This is a genomic window from Saccharicrinis sp. GN24d3 (assembly GCF_052400645.1).
Taxonomy (GTDB): domain Bacteria; phylum Bacteroidota; class Bacteroidia; order Bacteroidales; family Marinilabiliaceae; genus Saccharicrinis.
On the sequence record NZ_JBQTGI010000031.1, the window covers coordinates 1 to 24,183 of the forward strand.

The window sequence follows — 24,183 nt, forward strand, 5'->3', positions numbered from 1 at the left end:
AACTACAAACTTGACTTTAGATTTAAATAGTGTAATGTATTCTTGCTAAATAAAATCGTTGATTACTTTCGGGAGCACCGCTCTGGTGCGTTGAAGCGAGTTAGTGAAATGGCTTGTTTTGAAGTGGTTTAATTGCGTAACAGGATTTCTAATGCATATGGCGGGTTAAACACCGATATGATGATTTTCTTTGTCAGGGTTTAATGCTATTGCCAATGCACTATTGACTGATGAACACATTATCTTCTTCTAAACTCCGAAAGAATAATCCCCGTAGCCGTCGAAACATTCAAGGATTCGGATTGGTCCTTGTTTTTCGAAAAGGTAGGAATAAGTAATTTTTTGCTGACTAACGATTCTATAGCGGAAGAAATTCCTTTTCCTTCGTTACCCATAACGATAATTCCGTTTTCAGATAAATCTTGTTGGTAAATATTCTCGCCATCTAAAAAGGTACCATATACAGGTATATGGTTTTTAAGCTGTTTTTCTAAAAATTCTTCCAGGTTGGTATAGTAAACCTGAACGCGGGCAACAGCTCCCATTGTAGCTTGCACTACCTTTGGATTATAGGCATCTGCGGTATTCTGCGAGCAAACTATGTTTTCAATGCCAAACCAGTCGGCCAAACGTATAATGGTTCCCAGGTTTCCCGGGTCCTGTATGTCATCCAACGCAATTGTCAGTTTATCCTTCCAGGTATAGCTGTTTATTTCGGTTTGAGGTATCTTGCAAATGGCAATAATCGGTGGAGGGGTTTTGAGCTGCGTAATCTTTTTAAGATATTGTTCTGTTGTTTCGGTACAATTTATTTCTGGTGGCAATTGTGTTATACCTGTCCAACCTTCTCGCACAAATAGTTCGAAAACTTGAACTTGCCCTTGGATTAGATCCATTACCAGTTTTTCTCCTTCGGCGATAAACAGTTGATTTATATCCCTGTATTTTTTTTTATTTAGGGAATTGACGAGTTTAATTTTGTTTTGACTGATCATTTTTTTAATATAGTTGGGTGCAAATTTACTTTATTCCAATGTAATTAGATACTTTTGCGTAAAAATCACCCAAACGGATCAAATTTTGCTAGATTAGTCTACAGGTAAAATTACTTTTATACGAAAGCTTATAAACGAATTGAAGCAGTTATTATACTATATAATCCTTTTATTGGCAATATTTGCAGCTTCGTGTAGTTCTGTAAAAAACGTTCCCGGAAACGAGTATCTGCTTAAAAAAGTTGTAATCAAGAATAATCCGCGGGATATTTCCAAGGAAAGGTTTATGCCTTTTGTAAAACAGCGCGGGAATGTAAGGATTTTTGGCACATTGAAATTTCATTTGGGCTTGTATAATTTGGCGGGAAAAGATACCGCTAAAAAAATCAATAAATGGTTACGCCGAATTGGGGAAGCGCCTGTTTTGTACGATGGGCTGCTGGCAAGCCAAACCGCTGATCAACTTGGGGTTTTCCTGAAAAATAAAGGCTATTTTCATGCTAAAGTACGAGATAGTTTGGTGTATGCGTCTAAAAAAAAGGTAAAGGTAATATATGATATTGATAAGGGTAGGCAATTTAAGCTAGGCAATATAGCTTTTAAGGCAGAAGATACAATAATAGGCAAGCTGGTTTTGGAAGAAAAGAAACGTAGCCTGCTTAAAAAAGGCAAGCCTTTTGAAGTGGCGTTACACGATGCCGAAAGGGAACGAATTACCCGCAGTCTCAGAAACAAAGGCTATTACAATTTCTCCAAGGAGTTTATTTATTTTAAGGCCGATAGTACTTTGGGATCGTTTATGGTCAACGACTCGGTGATTGTGAAAAATGCCAGAAAAGAACTGGGCAGAGATAAGGATACTACCTTTGTGCACCCAACATTTCGTATCAAAAACGTGTATTACAGGATGGGATACGATACCCATAAGGCACTGGCCCAAAAGGATGCCTATTTCTCTAAATTCGATACTTTGTTGATTAACGATTGTTATTTTTTATATATCGATAAAGTTAAGGTAGATCCTAATGTCCTGTATAATTCCACCTATATAGAACCCGGACAATTGTTCAGTGCCGAATTGGTGGACCGAACCCAAACATTGCTATCCAGCTTAAAGCTTTATCGTTTTGTCAATATCCGGTTCGAAAGGGCAACCGCACCCGACACCGCCCGAACTGACGATAAATGGCTCGATTGTTATATTCAACTGGTGCCTGCCAAGTACCAGTCGTATTCCATCGATATAGAGGGAATAAACTCGTCCGGTAACCTGGGGGCCGGAGGAAACCTGAAATACCAGCATAAAAACCTGTTTAGGGGAGCCGAGGAATTCAGCTTTAGTTTCGGGGCTTCCATTCAAAACCAGTTTGATAGACAGGAGGATCCTTTCAGTACACTGGAAATAGGCGGCGAAACCAAGATTGTTTTTCCAAAATTTTGGATGCCATTTAAAATCCAACGGTTCCGTAAAAGATATAATCCTAAAACATCATTGTCGGTAGCGTACAATCATCAACGCCGCCCCGACTATACCAGGACGATTGCTACGGGGAAAATAAGTTATCTTTGGAAGTCGAACAAGAATACCGCACATACACTGGCACCTTTGAGTATTAATTATATAGGTATACCTGCTGTAAATGCAGAGTTCGATTCTATAATCAGCAATACCTATTTAAAATATTCATATGAGAATCACTTAATATCCAGTACTTCTTATTCTTTGGTTTATAATGAGCAAAAGGTAAATACGCGCACTGATTTTTGGTATATTAACTGGAATATTGAAGAAGCGGGAAATATTCTTAATCTCGTATCAAATGCCTTGGATACCCAAGTACAGGATGAGGACGGTGATTATTTTGAGGTGCTGGGAGTAAGGTATGCGCAGTATCTTCAAAGCGACATTGATATCCGTTACCATCACTATATGAACCGGATTAACAGTATGGCATACCGGTTTTATTTGGGCGTGGGTTATCCTTATGGTAATTTAAATGTATTACCTTTTGAAAAAAGATACTTCTCCGGAGGTGCCAACAGTATTCGTGCCTGGCCTGTGCGCGGATTAGGGCCTGGTTCTTATGATTCAGAGGATGCTAATTACTACAACCAAACAGGGGATATCAAGCTCGAGATGAATGCTGAATATCGCTTTAATTTATTTTGGATGCTGGAAGGTGCATTCTTTTTGGATATCGGGAATATTTATACCATCCGAAAGGACATTAGTCCCGAAGGAGGATTGTTTACGTTTAAAAATTTTGGTGAGAAACTGGCCGTTGGTACAGGGTTAGGTTTGCGCTTCGATTTAAAATACTTTATTTTCAGGGTGGATATGGGGGTTAAGTTACGTGATCCGGTTGAGTCTAGTGGAAAAAGATGGCTTGTGGGTACCAGGCCGTATTCCTGGGATGATGCTGCTTTTAATTTTGCTATCGGATATCCGTTCTAATTTAAGCAGGCCAATGCAAAATTGGGTTTTGGCTTGTCAAAGCTCATTTATAGTTGAAAAACCTAACAATTATCATTTTTAATGCAATCCAACAAGGTTTTACGAGTAAAAGTTCGTTTTATTTTGTACTTTTGCGCAATAAATTTGAAATAGTATATTTTATATAAATTTCTGCCTGTTAACTATGGCAGGAAGGTCTCTAAATTTTAAATAATAGACATAATGAAACAAAGAGTTTTGGATGTTGTAAAGCCAGGTGTTGTAACTGGTGATGACGTAAGCAAATTATTCAAAGTTGCTAAAGAGAATGGGTTTGCGCTACCTGCGGTAAACGTTGTTGGTACTGATTCTATCAACGGGGTCTTAGAAGCTGCAAAAGTTGTAAATTCTCCTGTAATCATCCAGTTGTCAAACGGAGGTGCTGCATTTTATGCAGGCAAGGGTATTGGTCTTGAAGGACAACAAGGACAAATTTTGGGAGCTGTATCAGCTGCTAAGCACGTTCATATGGTTGCCGAGGCTTATGGTGTACCTGTTGTTCTGCACACAGACCATGCGGCTAAAAAATTACTTCCTTGGATCGACGGTCTTTTAGATGCTGGCGAAAAGCATTTCGAAGAAACTGGAAAGCCTCTTTTTAGCTCCCATATGCTTGACCTTTCTGAAGAGCCTCTAGAAGAAAACCTGGAGCTTTGTAAGCAATATTTCGAAAGAATGAACAAAATCGGTATGACTATCGAGATTGAGTTAGGTATCACCGGTGGAGAGGAAGACGGTGTTGATAACTCTGAGGTGGATAATGCGCTACTTTATACTCAGCCAGAAGAAGTGAACCAAGCATATGAGGTATTAAGCCAGGTTGGCTCTAACTTCACCATTGCAGCCTCTTTTGGTAACGTGCATGGTGTGTATAAGCCAGGAAACGTTGTGCTGACTCCAAAAATACTTGATAACTCTCAAAAATTCATCGAAAAGAAGCACGGTTTAGCTACGAACCCGGTAAACTTCGTTTTCCACGGTGGATCAGGTTCTTCTTTGGAGGAAATCCGTGAGGCTATCGGTTATGGTGTTATCAAAATGAACATCGATACGGATACGCAGTGGGCTACTTGGGACGGTATTCGTAAGTTCGAAGCTCAGAACCACGATTACTTGCAAAGTCAAATCGGTAACCCGGAAGGTGACGATAAGCCTAACAAGAAATATTACGACCCGCGTAAATGGTTGCGCGAAGGACAGGTTTCTTTGATTGAAAGATTAAAAGTTGCATTCAACGACCTTAACTGCGTTGATGTACTTTAAGTATATAAGCCTTATTTAGGTCAAAAGCCCTCATCATTTCGGTGGGGGCTTTGTTTTTATATACTTTTTTAGTTTTTTTATGCCCTTATTAAAAAAAACGGATTGATTAAGGATTGTATATTTAAACGGAGTGGACTCTTTCATTCCGGTTTAGTCTATTTACGCAGCTTGCAGGCTGCCAGGTCATGTCCATTATCTAAAAGTCAAAAATAATGACTCAAAAAAGAGATAGCTTTAGCAACAAGTTTGGTGTAATTGCAGCGGCAGCAGGTTCTGCCATAGGATTGGGGAATATATGGCGTTTCCCTTATGTGTTAGGTGAGAATGGAGGGGGAGCTTTTCTTTTAATCTATCTGTTTTTTATTATAGCTATTGGAGTTCCGGTTATGCTTTCGGAGCTTTTAATTGGACGAAAGGCGCAGCGCAGTGTGTTCGGAGCGTTTAAGGTTTTGGCGCCCAAACTTAAGTTCTTTAAAGTGGTGGGTGTAATGGGGGTTTCCGCAGCTTTTCTAATTCTATCATTTTATGCAGTTGTGGCCGGCTGGACGGTTGAATATACTATCTTGGCTGCAGCTAACCAGCTGGTGGATAAAACCCCGGAGCAACTGACAGATATGTTCTCGGATTTTTCAAGCTCTGTTGGGCGGCCCATTTTGTACTTGGTGGTATTTATGGCCATGACAGCCGGTATTGTTATTGGGGGTGTAAAAAACGGGATTGAAAAATATACAAAGGTACTGATGCCGATTTTATTTGTGATTATTCTGGTGCTCTGCGTTAATGCGGTTCTGTTGGATGGGGCAGTCGAGGGCTTATCTTTCCTCTTTCAGCCGGATTTTTCAAAAATCAATGGCAATGTGGTACTTGAAGCCCTTGGACAGGCATTCTTTTCGTTAAGTATAGGTATGGGTATTATAGCCACTTATGGTTCATATATCCAAAAGAAAGAGAATCTATTAAATACCGCAATTTCTGTTTCTATTGCGGATACACTGATTGCTGTGTTGGCAGGCGTCGCCATTTTTCCTGCCGTATTTGCTTTCGGCATCGAACCCGATGCAGGACCGGGATTGGTATTTGTGACATTGCCAAATATCTTTAACCAAATGTTCGGAGGTTACGTTTTTGCCGTCGCGTTTTTTATCTTGTTGCTGATTGCCGCTTTAACTTCATCGGTTTCTTTGTTAGAAGTTGTTGTGGCATATATTACCGAAGAAATCCATTTAAATAGAAAAAAAGCAACGTGGCTTGCAGCTGCATTGGTAACTGGCTTAGGTGTGTTTTGTGTAATATACCCTGTTTTATTTGATTCCTTCGATTATGTTACTTCCAATTTCATGTTGCCAATTAGTGGAATACTAATTTCAGTATTTGTAGGATGGATTATTGGCAAGCAACAAACAAAAGAAGAGCTGGAAGAACATGGGGGTAAGGTGAAAGTGGTAGGTGTATTAATAGTTATATTAAAAATATTTGCGCCCATAGCCATTGCATTGGTTTTTATGAAAAACCTAGGGCTTCTGGATTTATTCAATCGCTAATTTCTTATTTACCTGTTTAAAAAAATTATGGACAATCGGGACAGCTTTAGTGGTAAGTTCGGTGTAATAGCAGCAGCTGCAGGCTCTGCTGTAGGCTTGGGAAATATCTGGCGTTTTCCCTATGTTTTGGGTGAAAACGGTGGTGGGGCATTCTTTCTGATTTACCTGTTTTTTATTGTAGCTATAGGCATACCTGTAATGTTGTCCGAGTTAATCATTGGTCGTCGGTCGCAAAAAAGCATTTTTGGGGCTTTGAAAGTCTTAAGTCCCAATGTGAGATTTTTTCGGATCGTGGGTGTAATGGGCGTGGCAGCGGCCTTTCTAATTCTCTCTTTTTACTCGGTTGTGGCCGGCTGGACAGTTGAGTATACTGTTTTGGCATTTGGAAATCAACTAGCCGATAAAACTCCCGGTCAGCTTTCTGCTTTGTTCCAGGGCTTTTCAACTTCGCTGTGGCGCCCTGTTTTTTACCTGGTGGTGTTTATGTTGTTAACCGCAGGTATTGTTATGGGAGGTGTTAAAAAAGGAATAGAAAGATATGCTAAAATATTAATGCCTGTCTTGCTTTTGATCATCGTAATTCTATGCATAAAATCCTCTTCGCTCAAAGGAGCCGGGGATGGGTTAGCGTTTCTCTTTCAACCCGATTTTACTAAGATAACAGGTAATGTGGTTTTGGAGGCATTAGGCCAGGCTTTCTTTTCTCTAAGTATTGGAATGGGCGCTATAGCAACCTATGGAAGTTACGTGCAGAAGAAAGAGAACTTGCTTCATACCGCGGTATCGGTATCATTGGTAGATACTTTGATTGCCGTTTTGGCAGGTGTCGCTATTTTTCCCGCAGTCTTTGCGTTTGGCATTCAGCCCGACGCGGGCCCGGGATTAGTATTTGTTACCTTGCCCAATATTTTTAATCAAATGGCTGGCGGGTATTTTTTCTCAGCAGCCTTTTTTGTGCTGTTGTTGATTGCAGCCCTTACTTCATCCGTTTCCTTACTCGAAGTTGTAGTGGCTTATTTTACCGATGAACTGAGGTTGTCCCGAAAACCGGCGACTATTCTGGGCGCTTTCTTAATGATAATCCTGGGGGTTTTCTGCGTGATCTATCCCAAATTGTTCAATGCTTTTGAGTGGACCTCCTCGAATCTTCTCTTACCGCTTGGGGGAATATTAATATCCATATTTATAGGATGGTTCTTAGGGAAAGATCAAGTGAAGGAAGAGCTTGAGGCGCATGGCGGAAAAGTAGCAGTGTTGAATGTATTTATGATTATTGTTAAAGTGTTGGCTCCTGTTGCTGTCGCTTTGGTGTTTATGAACAATCTTGGATTGTTAAGGTGATATTGGGCAACTTATTATTCATGGCGCTGAAATTTAGTGCTTTACTATTGGTATAAATAATATTATTGAATAAATATTTTTCTTTTGCTAAGAAAAACGTTAAATTGATCTATCGAACTTAACGTTTATTCTTATGTGGGAGGGCTTCTTTTTATATACTCGTAGCGAACAAAGGGGCATCATTGTCCTGCTCTCCTTAATTCTGATCGTTCTTATCATACGTTTTACGATGCCATATTGGGCCTGGTATTTTGTTTCCAAGGAATTTGATAAAGATTTTGTGGAACAGGTAAAGGCACTAAATAATGAACTAGTGGCCGGTAAGTATGCCGAAAAATCAGATTCGCTTTTCCTGTTTAACCCTAATTTGGTATCTACGGAAGAATTGTTGGCGCTGGGTTTAAGCAGCTACCAAAGCAAATCGGTTATTGGTTTTAGGAATAAAGTGGGAAATTTCACAAGTAAGAACGACTTATTGAAAGTTTACGGGATGGATTCCTCCACTTATTTCAAGTTATGGGAATTTATATTATTACCCGATGAGGTAGAAATTGTTCGGAATGATGCGGTTGAAAAGGAGCGGGTAGACGCATCGGAAAAAATGGCATGGATCAATTTCAACAATCAAGATGAGATTTTTTGGGAAAGGATGATTGACTCTGATATAATCAGGAAAGAAATTCTCGATCATCTGCAAAACAATAGAATCACAAAATCCCTTCCATTGGATAAAGTCGAAAAGTATCCCGAAGAATACCTGTTGCGCTGGTTGAAAAAAAATAGTGAGCCAACGCCGGTGACAACCTTGGAGTCAGAGGAGCATGTAAAATTGTACATCGAGCTAAATTCGGCCGACACAACCCGGTTGAAACTGATGAGGGGAATAGGAAGCAAATTATCGGCACGAATTGTTAATTTCCGTAATTCACTGGGAGGGTTTTATCAAAAGTCGCAATTAAATGATGTATATGGAATTTCAGATGAGCTGTATTGTAGCTTAAAGGAAAATGTTTCTGTGGATACCGGATTGATAAAGAAAATAAATCCTCACGGGCTAAAAGTAGAGGAAATTAGTAAGCACGGTTATTTCAGCTATCAACAGGCAAAAGATCTGAAGAATTTATATCGTAAAAAGAAACTGCCCAATGAAGAAGATATTCTAAAACTTAAATCGATCAATCAAAAAGATTGGGAAAGGATAAAACATTACCTGGTATGGAAAAAATAGAGCCTAAGGGTGCTGTCCTTTTTTTTTTCTTGTCAAGCTACTAGCAATCGGATTGTAATACGCTGTGTACGATTATGTCTAATGACTGCAGAAAGCTGATTGCAAACTGTGGACTTATTTTGGGTGACATACAAAAATATTATCCAATTATTTGCTGCAATGAATAAACTTTAGTTTCTTTGTACCCGCAAATAATTGAGGTATTGCCAAAAAAGTCTTTGGAATCGATTGATTGTTTGAGGGTTAGTAAATGAATTTGTACGCAAGTAAAAAATAAAAGGAGAAAATTATGATTGTTATTCCAATTAAAGAAGGTGAGAATATCGAGAGAGCATTGAAGAAATTCAAAAGAAAATTCGAAAAGACCGGTGCTATGCGCGAGTTGCGTTCGCGTCAGGCTTTTACAAAACCTTCAGTTGAGAGAAGAGAGGAAGTGAAAAAAGCAATTTACGTTCAGCAATTGCAACAAAACGAGGAATAGTAAAATAATTAGGTCATTTTACGGTAATTTTTGTATATTCGTTTTAACGGTAAAGTTAGATGTGACCTTGGATGATTTCAATTCAATCGTTTTTAAAATATTTAGAGTTCGAGAAGCGCAGTTCGCAGTATACGCTTAAGTCTTATCGCTGCGATCTCGAACAGTTTTTGTCTTTCTGCAAAGATAATAACAGGCACGAATTAAGTGGGATATCTACTAAGTTCGTGCGCAGTTGGGTGGTGAAGTTGGTAAAAGACGGAATGGCCCCCAAGAGTGTAAGCAGAAAAGTTACGGCCTTAAAGTCCTTTTTCAAATTTCAAATGAGAGAGGGACTTGTTGAGGCCAGCCCCGTTGATGGAGTAGTCACTCCGAAAATTCCCAAGCGATTACCGGTTTTTGTTCGTGATTCTGAAATGAATCATTTGTTGGATGATATTCCCTTTGCAAATGACTATGAAGGCGTGCGCGATAAAATGATTCTAGAATTGTTTTATGGTTCGGGTATGCGTTTGTCTGAACTGGTGAATTTAAGCGATCGTAATTTTGATTTGAAGGAAGGCGTTGTTCGCGTGAACGGAAAATTCAATAAAGATCGATTAATCCCCATGTATAAAGAGCTTGTTGTTTTGGTTAGCGAATATGTTGAAGTGAGGAACCGGGAATTTGGAATGAACAAAGCAGGTGCTTTTTTCCTTACAGGAAAAGGTGAAAAAGTATACCATAAATTAGTCTATCGGGTTGTGAATAAATATTTGAGCTTGGTCACTACACTCCATAAAAAAAGTCCACACGTTTTACGGCATTCTTTTGCAACTTCATTGCTGAATGCCGGAGCGGATTTAAATGCCATAAAGGAACTTTTAGGACACTCGAACTTGAATGCGACGGAAGTATACACGCACAACAGTTTCGAGAAAATAACCGATATATATAATCAGGCCCATCCGCGGTCTTAATAAAAGGAGGATTTCATATGAACGTAACAATTCAATCAGTAAAATTTGATGCTGCTGATAAGTTGAAGGGATTTATCGAGCAAAAGGTAAACAAGTTGGATGTATTTTTCGATAGGATAATCGATGCAGAAGTGATATTGAAGCTCGACAAATCAGAAACAACTGAAAACAAGGTGGCAGAAATTGGCTTGAAGGTGCCCGGTACAGAGTTGTTTGCCAAAAAACAAACAAAGACTTTTGAAGAAGCAATTGATCTTTGCTGCGAAGCGCTTCGAAAGCAATTGATAAAGAAAAAAGAGAAAGTGAAATAAAGGTATGTGATCCAACAGTTGCAAGTTTTTTTACTGACTTAAGCAATTGTTGAACAGTGTGTTAATAAGAGTGGGTGAATATTTGTTGTGGAGAGTGTAAAAAAAAACAAATATTTCTGTGGTGTTTGAAAAATATATTATACATTTGCACACCGTTTTAAGAACGTAAATAAAATACCTAAATAAGCTAAAGATAGGCTGGTTGTTGAAAAGTGATCAGCCTATTGAATGTAAATATACGACCTTTTAAAGAAAAGGTTATTTGGGGAGATACCAAAGTGGCCAACTGGGGCGGACTGTAACTCCGCTGACTTTCGTCTTCGTAGGTTCGAATCCTGCTCTCCCCACAAGAACCGGAAAATATTGAAAATTATCCGGGGTTTTGCGAAGTTTTTGATTAATAAATCATTACCTTTGTAGCCCCGAATCAAAAAAAGCGGGAGTAGCTCAGCTGATAGAGCATTAGCCTTCCAAGCTAAGGGTCGCGGGTTTGAATCCCGTCTCCCGCTCATTTGCCGATGTAGCTCAGGGGTAGAGCGTTTCCTTGGTAAGGAAGAGGTCATGGGTTCAAATCCCATCATTGGCTCTATTCTGGTTCGGAATTTTAAAAAATTATAAGTTAATATCTAATTGTCTAATTATTCGAGTTATGGCTAAAGAACATTATGACAGGTCAAAGCCTCACGTGAACATCGGTACAATTGGTCACGTTGACCACGGTAAAACTACTTTAACTGCTGCAATCACAAAAGTATTGGCAGATAAAGGTTTTTCTGAAGCAAAGGATTTTGATCAAATTGACAATGCTCCTGAAGAGAAAGAAAGGGGTATTACAATTAACAGTGCGCACGTTGAGTATGCAACGGCAAATCGTCACTATGCACACGTTGACTGTCCGGGTCACGCCGATTACGTGAAAAACATGGTAACAGGTGCTGCACAGATGGATGGTGCCATCATCGTAGTAGCTTCTACGGATGGTCCTATGCCTCAAACTCGCGAGCATATCCTATTAGCACGTCAGGTAAACGTACCAAAATTGGTAGTTTTCATGAACAAAGTGGATATGGTTGACGACGAGGAGCTTTTAGAGCTTGTTGAGATGGAAATCCGTGAACTGTTAGACTTCTATGAGTTTGATGGTGACAACACGCCGGTTATTCAGGGATCTGCTCTTGGAGCATTGAACGGAGAACCACAGTGGGTTGAAAAAATCATGGAGCTTATGGATGCCGTGGATACTTGGATTCCAATTCCTCCGCGTGATGTTGATAAGCCTTTCTTGATGCCTATCGAAGACGTATTTTCTATTACAGGTCGTGGTACTGTTGCTACAGGTCGTATCGAAACAGGTACAATCCATACCGGTGACGAAATGCAAATTATAGGTCTTGGTGCTGCAGGTAAGAAAACTGTATGTACAGGAGTTGAGATGTTCCGTAAGATTCTTGACGACGGACAAGCTGGTGATAACGTAGGTTTGTTGTTACGTGGTATCGACAAAAACGAAGTAAAAAGAGGTATGGTTCTTGGTGCTCCGGGACTAATTACACCACATACCAAATTTAAAGCCGAGGTTTATGTATTGAAGAAAGAAGAAGGTGGTCGTCACACTCCTTTCCACAACAAATACCGTCCTCAGTTCTACCTTCGTACGCTTGATGTAACCGGTGAGATTACACTTCCGGAAGGTACCGAAATGGTAATGCCTGGCGATAACGTAACTATTAACGTTGAGCTGATTTACCCGGTAGCTATCGATCAAGGTCTACGTTTTGCTATCCGAGAAGGTGGTAGAACAGTAGGTGCAGGTCAGGTAACTGAAATTGTTGAGTAATCAACAAACAGCATAAAGTTCAATGGAAGGGTTTTTCCCTTCCATTTTTAAACACGGGATTAGCTCAGTTGGTAGAGCACTGGTCTCCAAAACCAGGTGTCAGGAGTTCGAGTCTCTTATCCCGTGCAAAGCCGGATGAAAATCGTTAAATCGGTGGTTATCCGGCAAATTAGTGAAAAGAATCAAGGTGTTTCAAACATCAGTGTACACAGGAACCTGTCGGAGATTTAAAACTTTGATAGATATTAAAGAGATAAACTAGTGAGCAAGATTGTTAATTACTTTAAAGACGTTCAAAACGAATTAGTAAATAAAACGTCATGGCCTACTTGGTCCGAATTGCAAAATAGTGCTTTGGTAGTAATGGTTGCAACTGCAATTATTGCCACAATTGTTTATGGAATGGATTTTTCATTTGAGAAGACACTAGATTGGATTTACAAGCAACTATACTAAGATTTTGTGCAGATGAGTAACCTAGAAAAAAAATGGTATGTGCTTAGAGCCATCGGTGGTAAGGAGAAAAAGGTAAAAGAGTACGTTGAAAGCGAAATTGAACGTCTGAATTTACAAGATTATATCGCCCAGGTTCTGATACCGCAAGAAAAGGTTTATCAAATACGTAACGGGAAAAAAATCAGCAAGGAACGGAATTATTTTCCGGGATATGTGATGATAGAAGCAGCTCTTGTTGGAGAAGTGCCGCACATTTTAAAAAGTATCCCCAATGTCATCGGATTTTTAGGCGACAGGGATAACAGTGCAGTACCTTTACGTACTTCAGAAGTAAATCGAATTTTAGGTAAGGTGGACGAGCTGTCCGATGCGGAAAATGAGGAACTCAACGTACCGTACTTTGTAGGTGAAACAGTTAAAGTAATTGACGGGCCGTTTAACGGATTTAACGGTGTTATAGAAGAAGTGAACGAAGAGAAAAGAAAACTTCAGGTGATGGTAAAGATCTTTGGTAGAAAGACACCTTTGGAGTTGAGTTTCCTTCAAGTAGAAAAAGAACAATAGGTCACTTTCCCTTGTATGTTTAAGCTTCCATAAAAGACTCGTCTTTTATCACTGCAAGAACAAAGAGACCGATTTCTTATATATATTAATTTTAATACGAATTGCTACATGGCTAAAGAAGTAGAAACTTTTATCAAATTACAGATAAAAGGTGGAGCGGCAAACCCTTCACCACCTGTGGGGCCTGCATTGGGTGCTAAAGGTGTGAATATTATGGAGTTTTGTAAGCAATTCAACGCCAGAACTCAGGAAAAAGCAGGTAAAGTTTTACCAGTTGTTATATCGGTGTACTCAGATAAGTCTTTCGACTTTGTGATCAAAACACCACCGGCAGCTGTTCAACTTTTAGATGCTGCTAAGCTTAAAAGTGGTTCTGCTGAGCCAAACCGTAAAAAGGTAGGTTCAGTATCGTGGGACCAGGTTAAAGCGATCGCTGAAGATAAAATGGCTGATTTGAATTGTTTTACAGTGAGCTCCGGCATGAAGATGGTGGCCGGAACTGCCAGAAGTATGGGTATTACCGTTAGCGGTGAATTCCCTGGTGATAACTAATTAATACCATTTTGGAGATATGACAAAACTAACAAAAAATAAAAAGTTAGCGTTAGATAAAATCGAAGCCGGAAAGCAATATTCGCTTGAGGATGCAGCCAAATTGGTGAAAGAAGTTACTAACACAAAATTTGATGCTTCGGTAGATGTTGACGTACGGTTAGGTGTTGATCCTAGAAAGGCGAACCAGATGGTGAGAGGTATTTGTACTCTGCCACACGGTACTGGTAAAGAAGTTCGTGTACTTGTTTTGTGTACCCCTGATAAAGAGGAGGAAGCGAAAAGTGCAGGAGCCGATTACGTCGGATTGGATGAATACGTGGAAAAAATCAAAGGCGGATGGACCGATATTGATGTAATTATTACTATGCCTAGTGTGATGGCGAAAGTAGGACAATTAGGACGTGTTTTAGGTCCTCGCGGTCTTATGCCAAACCCTAAAAGTGGTACGGTTACAATGGAAATCGGGAAAGCGGTAAATGAAGTGAAAGCCGGTAAAATCGACTTTAAAGTAGATAAATACGGTATCATTCACGCTTCAATCGGTAAAGTATCCTTTGATGAGAGCAAAATTGTTGAAAACGCAAGAGAATTTATTAACGTAATTAATAAACTTAAGCCTTCTTCAGCAAAAGGTACTTATATTAAAAGCATTAGTCTTTCAAGTACCATGAGTCCGGGTATTAGGATTGAAGCCAAAACGGTTGAAGCCTAAATGTTTAATTAACAGAAAAGAAAGGAATCATGAAAAAGGAAGATAAAAGCTTACTTGTTAAAGAACTCGCACAAAATATTGCCGACTACAGTCATTTTTATGTGGTGGATGCCGGCAATCTGAATTCGGGTAAAACAAGCGACCTTCGTAGACTTTGTTATAGCAAAGAAGTGAAAATGATGATGGTGAAAAACACCTTATTCATGAAAGCGCTTAAGGAGTCGGAAGGTGAGTATGACGAACTATATGAAACGTTGAAAGGATCTACTGCGGTATTCTTTTCTAATACGGGTAATGTGCCGGCTAAATTAATAAAAGAGTTTAGCAAAAAGAACAAAAAGCCTGTATTAAAAAGTGCTTATGTAGAGGAGTCGGTTTATGTTGGTGAAAATCAGCTGGACGCTCTGGTTAGCATTAAGTCTAAGGACGAACTTATCGGCGATATCATTGCATTATTACAATCACCTGCTAAGAATGTTATTTCTGCGCTACAGTCAGGGGGTTCTACAATACACGGTGTTCTACAGACACTAGCAGAAAGAGAGTAATTAAAAAGTAAAAAACAATATTTTAATAATAGAAAAAATGGCAGATTTAAAGAAGCTTGCAGAGGAATTGGTTAACCTAACAGTGAAAGACGTTAACGAACTTGCAGAGATCCTTAAAGAAGAATATGGTATTGAGCCTGCTGCTGCAGCTGTTGCTGTTGCTGGACCTGCAGCTGGTGGCGAAGAGGCCGCAGCTGAAGAGCAAACAGAATTTGACGTAATTCTTAAAGCAGCTGGTGGATCTAAACTAGCCATCGTTAAGTTAGTGAAAGAGATGACTGGCGTTGGTCTTAAAGAAGCTAAAGAATTAGTTGACAAAGCTCCTGCACCATTGAAAGAAAAAGTAACTAAAGAAGAAGCTGAAGCACTTAAAACTCAATTAACAGAGGCTGGAGCAGAAGTTGAACTTAAGTAATTATTACTACCTTTTACAGGGAACGGTTTAGGGACTTATCGGTGATAAGTTCCTAGGCCTTTTTATGCATTTATGTTATAAGTTCAATTAATTTTTGTTGATAGATGACTCCAAATACCACAAGCGAAAGGATTAGCTTTGCTTCTATTAAAAATCAACTGCAGTATCCCGATTTTTTAGAAGTACAATTAAAATCGTTCCGTGAGTTCTTTCAACAGGGAGCAACTCCTGAAGAAAGAAAAACAGAAGGTTTATTTCATGTTTTTGAAGAAAACTTCCCTATCACGGACACAAGAAACAATTTTGTACTAGAGTTTCTTGATTTCGGTATAGATCCGGCCAGATACTCGATTCAAGAGTGTACCGAGCGCGGACTTACCTATAGTGTACCTTTAAAGGCTAAACTAAAATTATATTGTACCGACCCTGAACACGAGGATTTTGATACGGTTGTACAAGATGTTTACCTGGGCACTGTGCCATATATGACAGATAAGGGCAGCTTTATTATCAATGGTGCGGAGAGGGTTGTTGTTTCGCAGCTGCACCGTTCTCCGGGTGTATTCTTCGGTCAGAGTACGCATGCTAATGGTACGAAGTTATATTCTGCACGAATTATTCCTTTTAAAGGTTCGTGGATAGAATTTGCCACGGATATCAACAGTGTGATGTATGCGTACATCGACAGGAAGAAAAAATTACCGGTAACCACCTTGCTTCGGGCAATCGGTTACGAAAGTGATAAAGAAATATTAGAGATTTTCGATCTTGCCGACGAAGTAAAGGTTTCAAAATCAGGATTGAAAAAAGTAGTAGGGCGTAAGCTTGCTGCTCGTGTCCTTAAAACATGGATCGAAGATTTCGTGGACGAGGATACAGGTGAGGTGGTTTCAATCGAACGTAATGAGGTTATCATCGATCGCGAAACAATCATCGAGAATGAGCACATTGAAGAAATTGTTGATTCAGGTGCCAAAACAATATTGCTACATAAAGAAAATCAGAACCTTTCTGACTTCGCCATTATATATAACACACTTCAAAAGGATCCTTGTAACTCCGAAAAAGAAGCTGTGTTGCACATCTATCGCCAGTTACGTAACGCCGAGCCGCCAGATGAGGCTACAGCCCGCGACGTAATTGATAAGCTGTTCTTTTCCGATAAACGATACGATTTAGGGGAAGTAGGACGTTACCGTTTGAATAAAAAGCTGGGACAGGATACCGATATGGATACAAAGGTATTGACCAAGCCTGATATTATTCAAATCATCAAATATTTGATTGAACTTATTAACTCCAAAACCGAAGTTGATGATATTGACCACCTAAGTAACCGTCGTGTACGGACTGTAGGTGAGCAGTTAGCCAACCAGTTTGGTGTTGGGTTGGCACGTATGGCCCGTACCATTCGTGAAAGAATGAACGTAAGGGATAATGAAGTTTTTACACCGATTGAACTGATCAACAGTAAAACATTATCTTCGGTTATTAATAGTTTCTTTGGTACAAATGCTTTGTCTCAGTTTATGGATCAAACCAATCCGTTGGCCGAGATTACGCATAAACGCCGGATGTCGGCCTTAGGGCCAGGCGGTCTGTCGCGTGAAAGAGCAGGTTTCGAGGTTCGTGACGTTCACTATACGCACTATGGCCGTTTATGTCCGATTGAAACTCCGGAAGGACCAAACATTGGTTTGATTTCTTCATTGTGTGTATTCGCAAAAATCAACGATTTAGGATTTATCGAGACACCTTACCGTAAGGTTAAAGATGGTCAGGTTGATTTGTCTGCCAACGGTGTTCAATACCTAAGTGCCGAAGAAGAAGAAGAGTTGATAATTGCGCAAGCCAATGCGCCTTTGGATGAAACAGGTAATTTTGTGAACAATAAGATTAAGGCGCGTTTAGAAGCGGATTATCCACTGTCAACACCGGAGGAAATTCACCTAATGGACGTGGCCCCTAACCAGATTGCTTCAGTGGCGGCTTCGTTAATTCCTTTCTTGGAACACGATGATGCGAACCGTGCATTGATGGGATCTAACATGATGCGTCAGGCCGTACCGTTATTGCGTCCGGAAGCGCCTATTGTAGGTACCGGGTTGGAAGGTAAACTTATTAGTGATTCCAGAACTAATATAGTGGCAGAAAAAGATGGTGTTATCGAGTTCTGCGATGCCGAGGAAATTGTGATCCGTTACGATCTTACCGAGAGCGAAAAATTTGTAAGTTTTGATTCTGAAACGAAACGTTATAAGATACCTAAGTTCCAGAAAACAAACCAAAATACTTGTATCGATCTGAAACCAATGGTGGTTACGGGACAACGCGTAACTGCAGGTCAGATTTTGACGCAGGGATATTCCACGGAAAAAGGGGAGCTGGCGCTTGGTCGTAACCTTAAAGTGGCGTTTATGCCTTGGAAAGGTTATAATTTTGAGGATGCTATTGTAATCTCTGAGCGTGTGGTACGTGAAGACGTATTTACCTCCGTACATATTGATGAGTATTCCTTAGAAGTTCGTGACACGAAACGTGGATTGGAAGAATTAACTTCCGATATTCCGAACGTAAGTGAAGAGGCTACTAAGGATCTGGATGAAAACGGATTGATTAGGGTTGGCGCACATGTTGAGCCTGGTGATATCTTGATTGGTAAGATTACGCCTAAAGGTGAAAGTGACCCAACACCGGAGGAAAAGTTATTGCGTGCTATCTTTGGGGAGAAAGCAGGCGATGTTAAAGATGCATCATTAAAAGCTTCTCCTTCATTAAAAGGTGTGGTTATCAACAAAAAACTTTTCTCCCGTATCATTAAGGATAGAAAAGCCAGATCATCGGATAAACCTTTGATCGCTAAGATTGATGAAGAATTCGACCGTTCAGTAGCTGATTTGAGAAACCGCTTGGTGGACAAGCTATTCTCTGTGGTGAACGGAAAAACTTCGCAAGGTGTTCAGGATTACTTTGGTGTTGATATCGTATCTAAGGGTACTAAGTTTACCCAAAAGATTTTAAGCGATATCGATTACCATAACATCGACCCTAACAAATGGACCACAGATAAGGATAAGAATGAAGTCATCCAAAAATTAATTCATAATTATCTGTTGAAGTTCCAGGAATACGAAGCCAAAGAGAAACGTCAGAAATATAACTTGACTATCGGCGACGAGCTCCCTGCAGGAATTGTTCAATTGGCCAAAGTATATATCGCCAAAAAGCGTAAAATCACAGTAGGTGATAAGATGGCAGGTCGTCACGGTAACAAAGGTATTGTATCCAGGATTGTACGTGTGGAGGATATGCCTTTCCTTGAAGACGGAACACCGGTAGATATTGTGCTTAACCCGCTTGGTGTACCATCAAGGATGAACCTGGGACAGATTTACGAAACGGTGCTTGGTTGGGCCGGAAAAGAATTAGGTGTTAAGTTTGCCACACCGATTTTCGATGGAGCTAAGTTCGAGGATATGGATGAGTGGACTAATAAAGCTAATGTGCCGGCGTATGGTAAGAGTTATCTATACGATGGAGGTACCGGTAACAGATTCCACCAACCGGCAACGGTAGGTGTGATTTACATGCTGAAGTTAGGCCACATGGTAGAAGATAAGATGCATGCACGTTCAATAGGTCCTTACTCGCTGATTACACAGCAACCATTAGGAGGTAAGGCCCAGTTTGGAGGGCAGCGCTTTGGAGAGATGGAGGTTTGGGCATTGGAGGCCTTTGGTGCGGCCAATATCCTGCAAGAAATCCTGACTGTTAAGTCGGATGACGTGATGGGACGTGCTAAAGCATATGAATCTATCGTTAAAGGAGATGCCCTTCCACAACCCGGCATTCCGGAATCACTTAATGTGTTGTTACATGAGCTTAGAGGTCTTGGTTTAAGTGTAAATCTAGATTAAAGCCTTTTTTATCATTGGGTAGTGCCTGGCATTATTCAATGATTGCCTTATTTGTTTTAAATTTAATAGAAGTCGACATATGGCATTCAGAAGAGATCAGAAAGTAAAGAGCAGTTTTACAAAAATCTCTATCGGGTTAGCTTCACCGGAAGAAATCTTAGAAAGATCAAGCGGTGAGGTTCTTAAACCGGAGACCATCAACTATAGAACTTATAAACCGGAACGTGACGGATTATTCTGCGAAAGGATTTTCGGCCCTGTGAAGGATTATGAGTGTCACTGTGGTAAGTATAAAAGAATCAGGTACCGGGGTATCGTCTGTGACCGCTGTGGTGTAGAGGTTACAGAAAAAAAAGTGCGTCGCGAGAGAATGGGACATATCTCATTGGTTGTTCCTGTGGCACATATCTGGTACTTTAAATCACTACCTAATAAAATAGGTTACTTATTAGGATTACCAACAAAAAAATTAGATTCTATCGTTTACTACGAGCGCTATGTAGTAATACAAGCCGGTATTAAGGAAGAGGATGGAATTAAGTATATGGATTTCTTAACGGAAGAAGAGTATCTGGATATTCTGGATACACTACCTAAGGAAAACCAATATCTGGAGGATGACGATCCTAATAAGTTTATTGCTAAGATGGGGGCAGATGCGCTTCACATGATTTTAGCCCGACTTGATTTAGATAGTCTGTCATACGATTTAAGACACAAAGCAAACACGGAAACTTCGCAGCAACGTAAAAACGAGGCGTTAAAGCGTCTTCAGGTGGTGGAGTCGTTCCGCGAGTCTGTTGGCAGAAACCGCCCGGAGTGGATGATCGTAAAGGTTGTGCCTGTTATCCCGCCGGAACTGCGGCCTTTGGTGCCACTAGACGGTGGTAGATTTGCTACTTCTGATCTTAATGACCTTTATCGTAGGGTTATTATCAGAAATAACCGGTTAAAGAGATTGATCGAAATCAAAGCTCCGGAAGTAATTTTGCGTAATGAAAAACGTATGCTTCAAGAGTCTGTTGATTCCTTATTCGATAACTCGCGTAAAGCCAATGCGGTTAAAACAGATGCTAACCGTCCATTAAAATCTTTAAGCGACAGTTTAAAAGGTAAGCAGGGGCGTTTCCGTCAAAACCTGTTAGGAAAGAGGGTAGATTATTCGGCTCGTTCGGTTATTGTTGTTGGCCCTGAATTGAAGATGCACGAATGTGGTATTCCCAAAGGAATGGCCGCAGAGCTATATAAGCCTTTCGTCATTAGAAAATTAATTGAGCGGGGTATAGTTAAAACGGTGAAGTCCGCTAAAAAAATCGTTGATAGAAAAGACCCGGTAGTCTGGGATATTCTGGAGAACGTGTTAAAAGGACATCCGGTAATGCTAAACCGTGCCCCTACGCTTCACCGATTGGGTATCCAGGCATTCCAACCTAAGTTGATCGAAGGTAAAGCCATCCAATTACATCCATTGGCATGTTCGGCATTTAACGCCGACTTTGATGGTGACCAGATGGCGGTTCACTTACCACTGGGTAATGCTGCTATACTGGAAGCACAAATGTTGATGTTGGGTTCGCAGAATATTCTTAACCCTGCTAACGGTGCACCTGTTACCGTACCTTCTCAGGATATGGTTTTGGGTCTGTACTATATGACCAAAGCTCGTGAGGGAGCTAAAGGAGAAGGCTTAACTTTTTATGATTTAGAAGAAGTTAAAATCGCCTATAACGAAGGAAAGGTTGACTTACACGCGATTGTTAAAGTGAAAGGTTACGATCTGAACAAAGATGGTGTACCTGAACAAAAAATTATAGAATCTACGGTGGGTCGTATTTTATTTAATGAATTTGCTCCGAGAGAAGCCGGTTTCATTAATGATGTATTGACTAAAAAAGCATTACGCGATATCATCGGCAAAGTGCAGAAAGTTTGTGGTACTCCCCGTACGGCAGCGTTCCTGGACGATATCAAAAATTTAGGTTATAGAATGGCATTCGAAGGCGGATTGTCGTTTAACCTTGGCGATGTAATCATACCTGAAGCCAAAAATAAAATGGTGAAGGAGGGTTATGCAGAAGTAGAGGAAGTGTTGAATAACTATAACATGGGTTTCATCACCAATAACGAACGTTACAATCAGATTATTGATATCTGGACACACGTAAATGCCCGTTTGACCAACACTTTAATGAAACAATTGAGTTCCGACCAACAGGGGTTCAACTCGGTTTATATGATGCTTGATTCCGGTGCGAGGGGTTCTAAAGAGCAGATTCGTCAGCTATCCGGAATGAGGGGACTGATGGCCAAGCCTCAAAAATCCGGGGCTACGGGTGGTCAGATCATTGAAAACCCGATTCTTTCGAACTTTAAAGAAGGTCTATCGGTACTTGAGTACTTTATCTCTACGCACGGTGCCCGTAAAGGTCTTGCGGATACGGCACTTAAAACAGCCGATGCAGGTTATTTGACACGTCGTTTGGTGGATGTATCGCAAGATGTTATTATCACCGAAGATGATTGTGGAACGCTGAGAGGTCTTTCCGCTACTGATGTGAAGAACAATGAGGATATTGTGGCAACGCTTTATGAGCGTATCTTAGGTCGTATTTCCGTGCATGATGTTTACCACCCTACAACAGGTGAGTTGATTGTTAAGTCAGGTGAGGAGATTGACGAAGTAAAAGCTAAAATCTTAAACGATTCTCCACTGGAGAGAGTTGAAATACGCTCGGTACTTACTTGTGAATCTAAAGTTGGGGTATGCGCTAAGTGTTACGGACGTAACCTGGCTACCGGTAACTTTGTTCATATCGGGGAAGCTGTTGGGGTTATTGCGGCACAGTCGATCGGTGAGCCGGGTACACAGCTTACATTGCGTACGTTCCACGTAGGGGGTACCGCAGGTAATATTTCTACCGAAAGCAGAATTGTTGCCAAGTATGATGGTATAGTAGAGATTGAAGAATTGCGTACCGTACCTACAAAAGACGAAGAAGGAAAACATGTGGATATAGTAATCGGCCGACTCGCCGAATTGCGTATCATTGATAAAAATACCGGTATTGCATTGGCAAACCAGCCAATTTCTTATGGTTCTAAATTATTTATCAAGAACGGAACAGAAGTTAAGTCTGGTGATCTGATTTGTGAATGGGACCCATATAATGCGGTTATCATATCTGAAAAGTCCGGTTCGGTGAGCTTCGACAACATGCTTGACGGTATAACTTACAAGGAAGAGTCGGATGAGCAAACAGGGTTTAAGGAAAAGGTAATCATTGAAACCAGAGATAAGACCAAAAACCCTGCCTTAAAGATCGTTGACGATTCTGGTGAAATTCTTAAAACATTTAACCTTCCGGTAGGGGCTCACATTTCTGTTGAAGAAGGGCAAAAGGTTAAGGTTGGAGAGATTGTTTCGAAGATACCTAGAGCGGTTGGTAAAGCAGGTGATATTACAGGGGGTCTACCAAGGGTAACAGAGCTTTTCGAAGCGCGTAACCCATCTAACCCTGCTGTTGTTTCCGAGATTGACGGTGAGGTAACATTCGGAAAGATTAAGCGTGGTAATCGCGAGATTACGGTTACTTCTAAAAACGGTCAGGTAAAGAAATATTTGGTGCCGCTTTCTAAGCAGATCCTGGTACAGGAAAACGATTATGTACGTGCAGGTATCCCATTGTCGGATGGCGCAACCACACCTTCCGATATTCTTCATATTATGGGACCAACAGCGGTTCAGGAGTATATTGTAAACGAGGTTCAGGATGTGTACCGACTACAGGGTGTGAAGATTAACGATAAGCACTTTGAAATTATCGTTCGTCAGATGATGCGTAAGGTAAACATCGATGATCCGGGTGATACTAAATTCCTGGAGAAACAGATCGTGGACAAATTAGAGTTTATGCACGAGAACGACAGTATTTTTGCCAAGAAAGTTGTCGTTGAAGCAGGTGATTCTGAAAGTTTACGTTCCGGACAAATCGTTACTGCTCGTCGTTTAAGGGACGAAAATTCCCAGTTGAAACGTAAAGACCTTAAGTTGGTTGAATCGAGAGATGCAATTCCTGCAACTTCTAGTCAGATTCTTCAAGGTATCACGAGAGCTGCACTTCAAACTAAGAGCTTTATGTCGGCTGCTTCCTTCCAGGAAACAACCAAGGTTCTTAACGAAGCTGCTATCTCTGGTAAGGTTGATCAATTAGAAGGATTGAAGGAGAATGTAATCTGTGGTCACCTAATTCCTGCAGGAACAGGTCAAAGAGCGCTTAAGAACCTGGTAGTGGGTTCTAAAGATGAGTATGATCGTTTGGTAGAAAATCAGGTTGTGGAGGAAGAGCAAGAATAGTTTAATGTACTACATATAAATAAAGGGGAAGTATTTTAATGCTTCCCTTTTTTTATGCCGTTGTAAATAAATTATATAATTTAACCGGGATTATGCATTAGAACTTCGTCGTGAACATTGAAAGTGCAATAAAACAAGGCTTTACTGAAACGAGGCGTAGCATCGTTATGGTGAGTTGAAGTGAAGCAGCGGAGTGTCATGTTTTGAAACAATTT

Annotated in this window: 18 protein-coding genes and 4 tRNA genes; 21 read left to right on the plus strand and 1 reads right to left on the minus strand. The window is 40.4% G+C overall.

The genetic code is table 11. From position 1 onward, the window contains the following. Positions 1-239: 239 nt before the first annotated feature. The gene (locus ACT29I_RS22860; RefSeq protein ID WP_444794518.1) at positions 240-995 is read right to left on the minus strand and encodes a TrmH family RNA methyltransferase; all 756 of its coding nucleotides are present in this window, start codon (positions 993-995) and stop codon (positions 240-242) included. A gap of 139 nt (positions 996-1,134) precedes the next feature. Here ACT29I_RS22860 and tamL point away from each other — a divergent pair, with 139 nt between their 5' ends. The 21 genes from tamL to rpoC all read left to right on the plus strand — a co-directional run bounded on the left by tamL (position 1,135) and on the right by rpoC (position 23,968). Then, on the plus strand, positions 1,135-3,450 hold the full coding sequence (gene tamL / locus ACT29I_RS22865; protein ID WP_444794519.1) for a translocation and assembly module lipoprotein TamL: 2,316 nt from the start codon (positions 1,135-1,137) through the stop codon (positions 3,448-3,450). Positions 3,451-3,672: 222 nt separating this feature from the next. After that, the gene (gene fbaA, locus ACT29I_RS22870; protein WP_430934532.1) at positions 3,673-4,752 is read left to right on the plus strand and encodes a class II fructose-bisphosphate aldolase; all 1,080 of its coding nucleotides are present in this window, start codon (positions 3,673-3,675) and stop codon (positions 4,750-4,752) included. A 212-nt stretch (positions 4,753-4,964) separates the two neighbouring features. Further along, positions 4,965-6,293 carry a sodium-dependent transporter gene (locus ACT29I_RS22875; protein WP_444794520.1) on the plus strand — a complete coding sequence of 443 codons (1,329 nt, stop codon included), beginning with the start codon at positions 4,965-4,967 and terminating at the stop codon, positions 6,291-6,293. Between the two features lie 27 nt (positions 6,294-6,320). Next, a complete protein-coding gene (locus ACT29I_RS22880; protein ID WP_430934530.1) occupies positions 6,321-7,634 on the plus strand; it encodes a sodium-dependent transporter in 1,314 nt (437 codons plus the stop codon). Between the two features lie 229 nt (positions 7,635-7,863). Further along, the gene (locus ACT29I_RS22885) at positions 7,864-8,862 is read left to right on the plus strand and encodes a ComEA family DNA-binding protein (protein ID WP_444794521.1); all 999 of its coding nucleotides are present in this window, start codon (positions 7,864-7,866) and stop codon (positions 8,860-8,862) included. Positions 8,863-9,151: 289 nt separating this feature from the next. Continuing rightward, positions 9,152-9,343 (plus strand): 30S ribosomal protein S21, encoded by a 192-nt coding sequence (gene rpsU, locus ACT29I_RS22890; protein ID WP_430934528.1) that lies wholly within the window; start codon positions 9,152-9,154, stop codon positions 9,341-9,343. 71 nt (positions 9,344-9,414) lie between these two features. Next, a complete protein-coding gene (locus tag ACT29I_RS22895; protein ID WP_430934527.1) occupies positions 9,415-10,299 on the plus strand; it encodes a tyrosine-type recombinase/integrase in 885 nt (294 codons plus the stop codon). Positions 10,300-10,316: 17 nt separating this feature from the next. Beyond that, on the plus strand, positions 10,317-10,610 hold the full coding sequence (hpf, locus tag ACT29I_RS22900; RefSeq protein WP_430934526.1) for a ribosome hibernation-promoting factor, HPF/YfiA family: 294 nt from the start codon (positions 10,317-10,319) through the stop codon (positions 10,608-10,610). A 264-nt stretch (positions 10,611-10,874) separates the two neighbouring features. Then, a tRNA-Tyr gene (locus tag ACT29I_RS22905) sits at positions 10,875-10,957 on the plus strand. Between the two features lie 89 nt (positions 10,958-11,046). Then, positions 11,047-11,119, plus strand: a tRNA-Gly gene (locus ACT29I_RS22910). 5 nt (positions 11,120-11,124) lie between these two features. Further along, positions 11,125-11,196: transfer RNA gene (locus ACT29I_RS22915), tRNA-Thr, on the plus strand. Positions 11,197-11,259: 63 nt separating this feature from the next. Further along, a complete protein-coding gene (gene tuf, locus ACT29I_RS22920) occupies positions 11,260-12,447 on the plus strand; it encodes an elongation factor Tu (RefSeq protein WP_430934525.1) in 1,188 nt (395 codons plus the stop codon). 53 nt (positions 12,448-12,500) lie between these two features. Then, a tRNA-Trp gene (locus tag ACT29I_RS22925) sits at positions 12,501-12,573 on the plus strand. Positions 12,574-12,708: 135 nt separating this feature from the next. Then, on the plus strand, positions 12,709-12,903 hold the full coding sequence (gene secE / locus ACT29I_RS22930; RefSeq protein ID WP_430934524.1) for a preprotein translocase subunit SecE: 195 nt from the start codon (positions 12,709-12,711) through the stop codon (positions 12,901-12,903). A 12-nt stretch (positions 12,904-12,915) separates the two neighbouring features. Further along, positions 12,916-13,467 (plus strand): transcription termination/antitermination protein NusG, encoded by a 552-nt coding sequence (nusG, locus tag ACT29I_RS22935; protein ID WP_430934523.1) that lies wholly within the window; start codon positions 12,916-12,918, stop codon positions 13,465-13,467. Between the two features lie 108 nt (positions 13,468-13,575). After that, the gene (gene rplK, locus ACT29I_RS22940; RefSeq protein ID WP_430934522.1) at positions 13,576-14,019 is read left to right on the plus strand and encodes a 50S ribosomal protein L11; all 444 of its coding nucleotides are present in this window, start codon (positions 13,576-13,578) and stop codon (positions 14,017-14,019) included. Between the two features lie 19 nt (positions 14,020-14,038). Continuing rightward, positions 14,039-14,734, plus strand: coding sequence for a 50S ribosomal protein L1 (gene rplA / locus ACT29I_RS22945; RefSeq protein WP_430934521.1), 696 nt, complete (start codon positions 14,039-14,041; stop codon positions 14,732-14,734). Positions 14,735-14,763: 29 nt separating this feature from the next. Beyond that, positions 14,764-15,282 carry a 50S ribosomal protein L10 gene (gene rplJ, locus ACT29I_RS22950; RefSeq protein WP_430934520.1) on the plus strand — a complete coding sequence of 173 codons (519 nt, stop codon included), beginning with the start codon at positions 14,764-14,766 and terminating at the stop codon, positions 15,280-15,282. Positions 15,283-15,319: 37 nt separating this feature from the next. After that, on the plus strand, positions 15,320-15,697 hold the full coding sequence (gene rplL / locus ACT29I_RS22955; RefSeq protein ID WP_430934519.1) for a 50S ribosomal protein L7/L12: 378 nt from the start codon (positions 15,320-15,322) through the stop codon (positions 15,695-15,697). Positions 15,698-15,801: 104 nt separating this feature from the next. Next, positions 15,802-19,614: a DNA-directed RNA polymerase subunit beta gene (rpoB, locus tag ACT29I_RS22960; protein WP_430934518.1), complete on the plus strand. Its 3,813-nt coding sequence runs from the start codon at positions 15,802-15,804 to the stop codon at positions 19,612-19,614. A 79-nt stretch (positions 19,615-19,693) separates the two neighbouring features. Continuing rightward, positions 19,694-23,968, plus strand: coding sequence for a DNA-directed RNA polymerase subunit beta' (rpoC, locus tag ACT29I_RS22965; protein WP_430934517.1), 4,275 nt, complete (start codon positions 19,694-19,696; stop codon positions 23,966-23,968). Positions 23,969-24,183 lie beyond the last annotated feature (215 nt).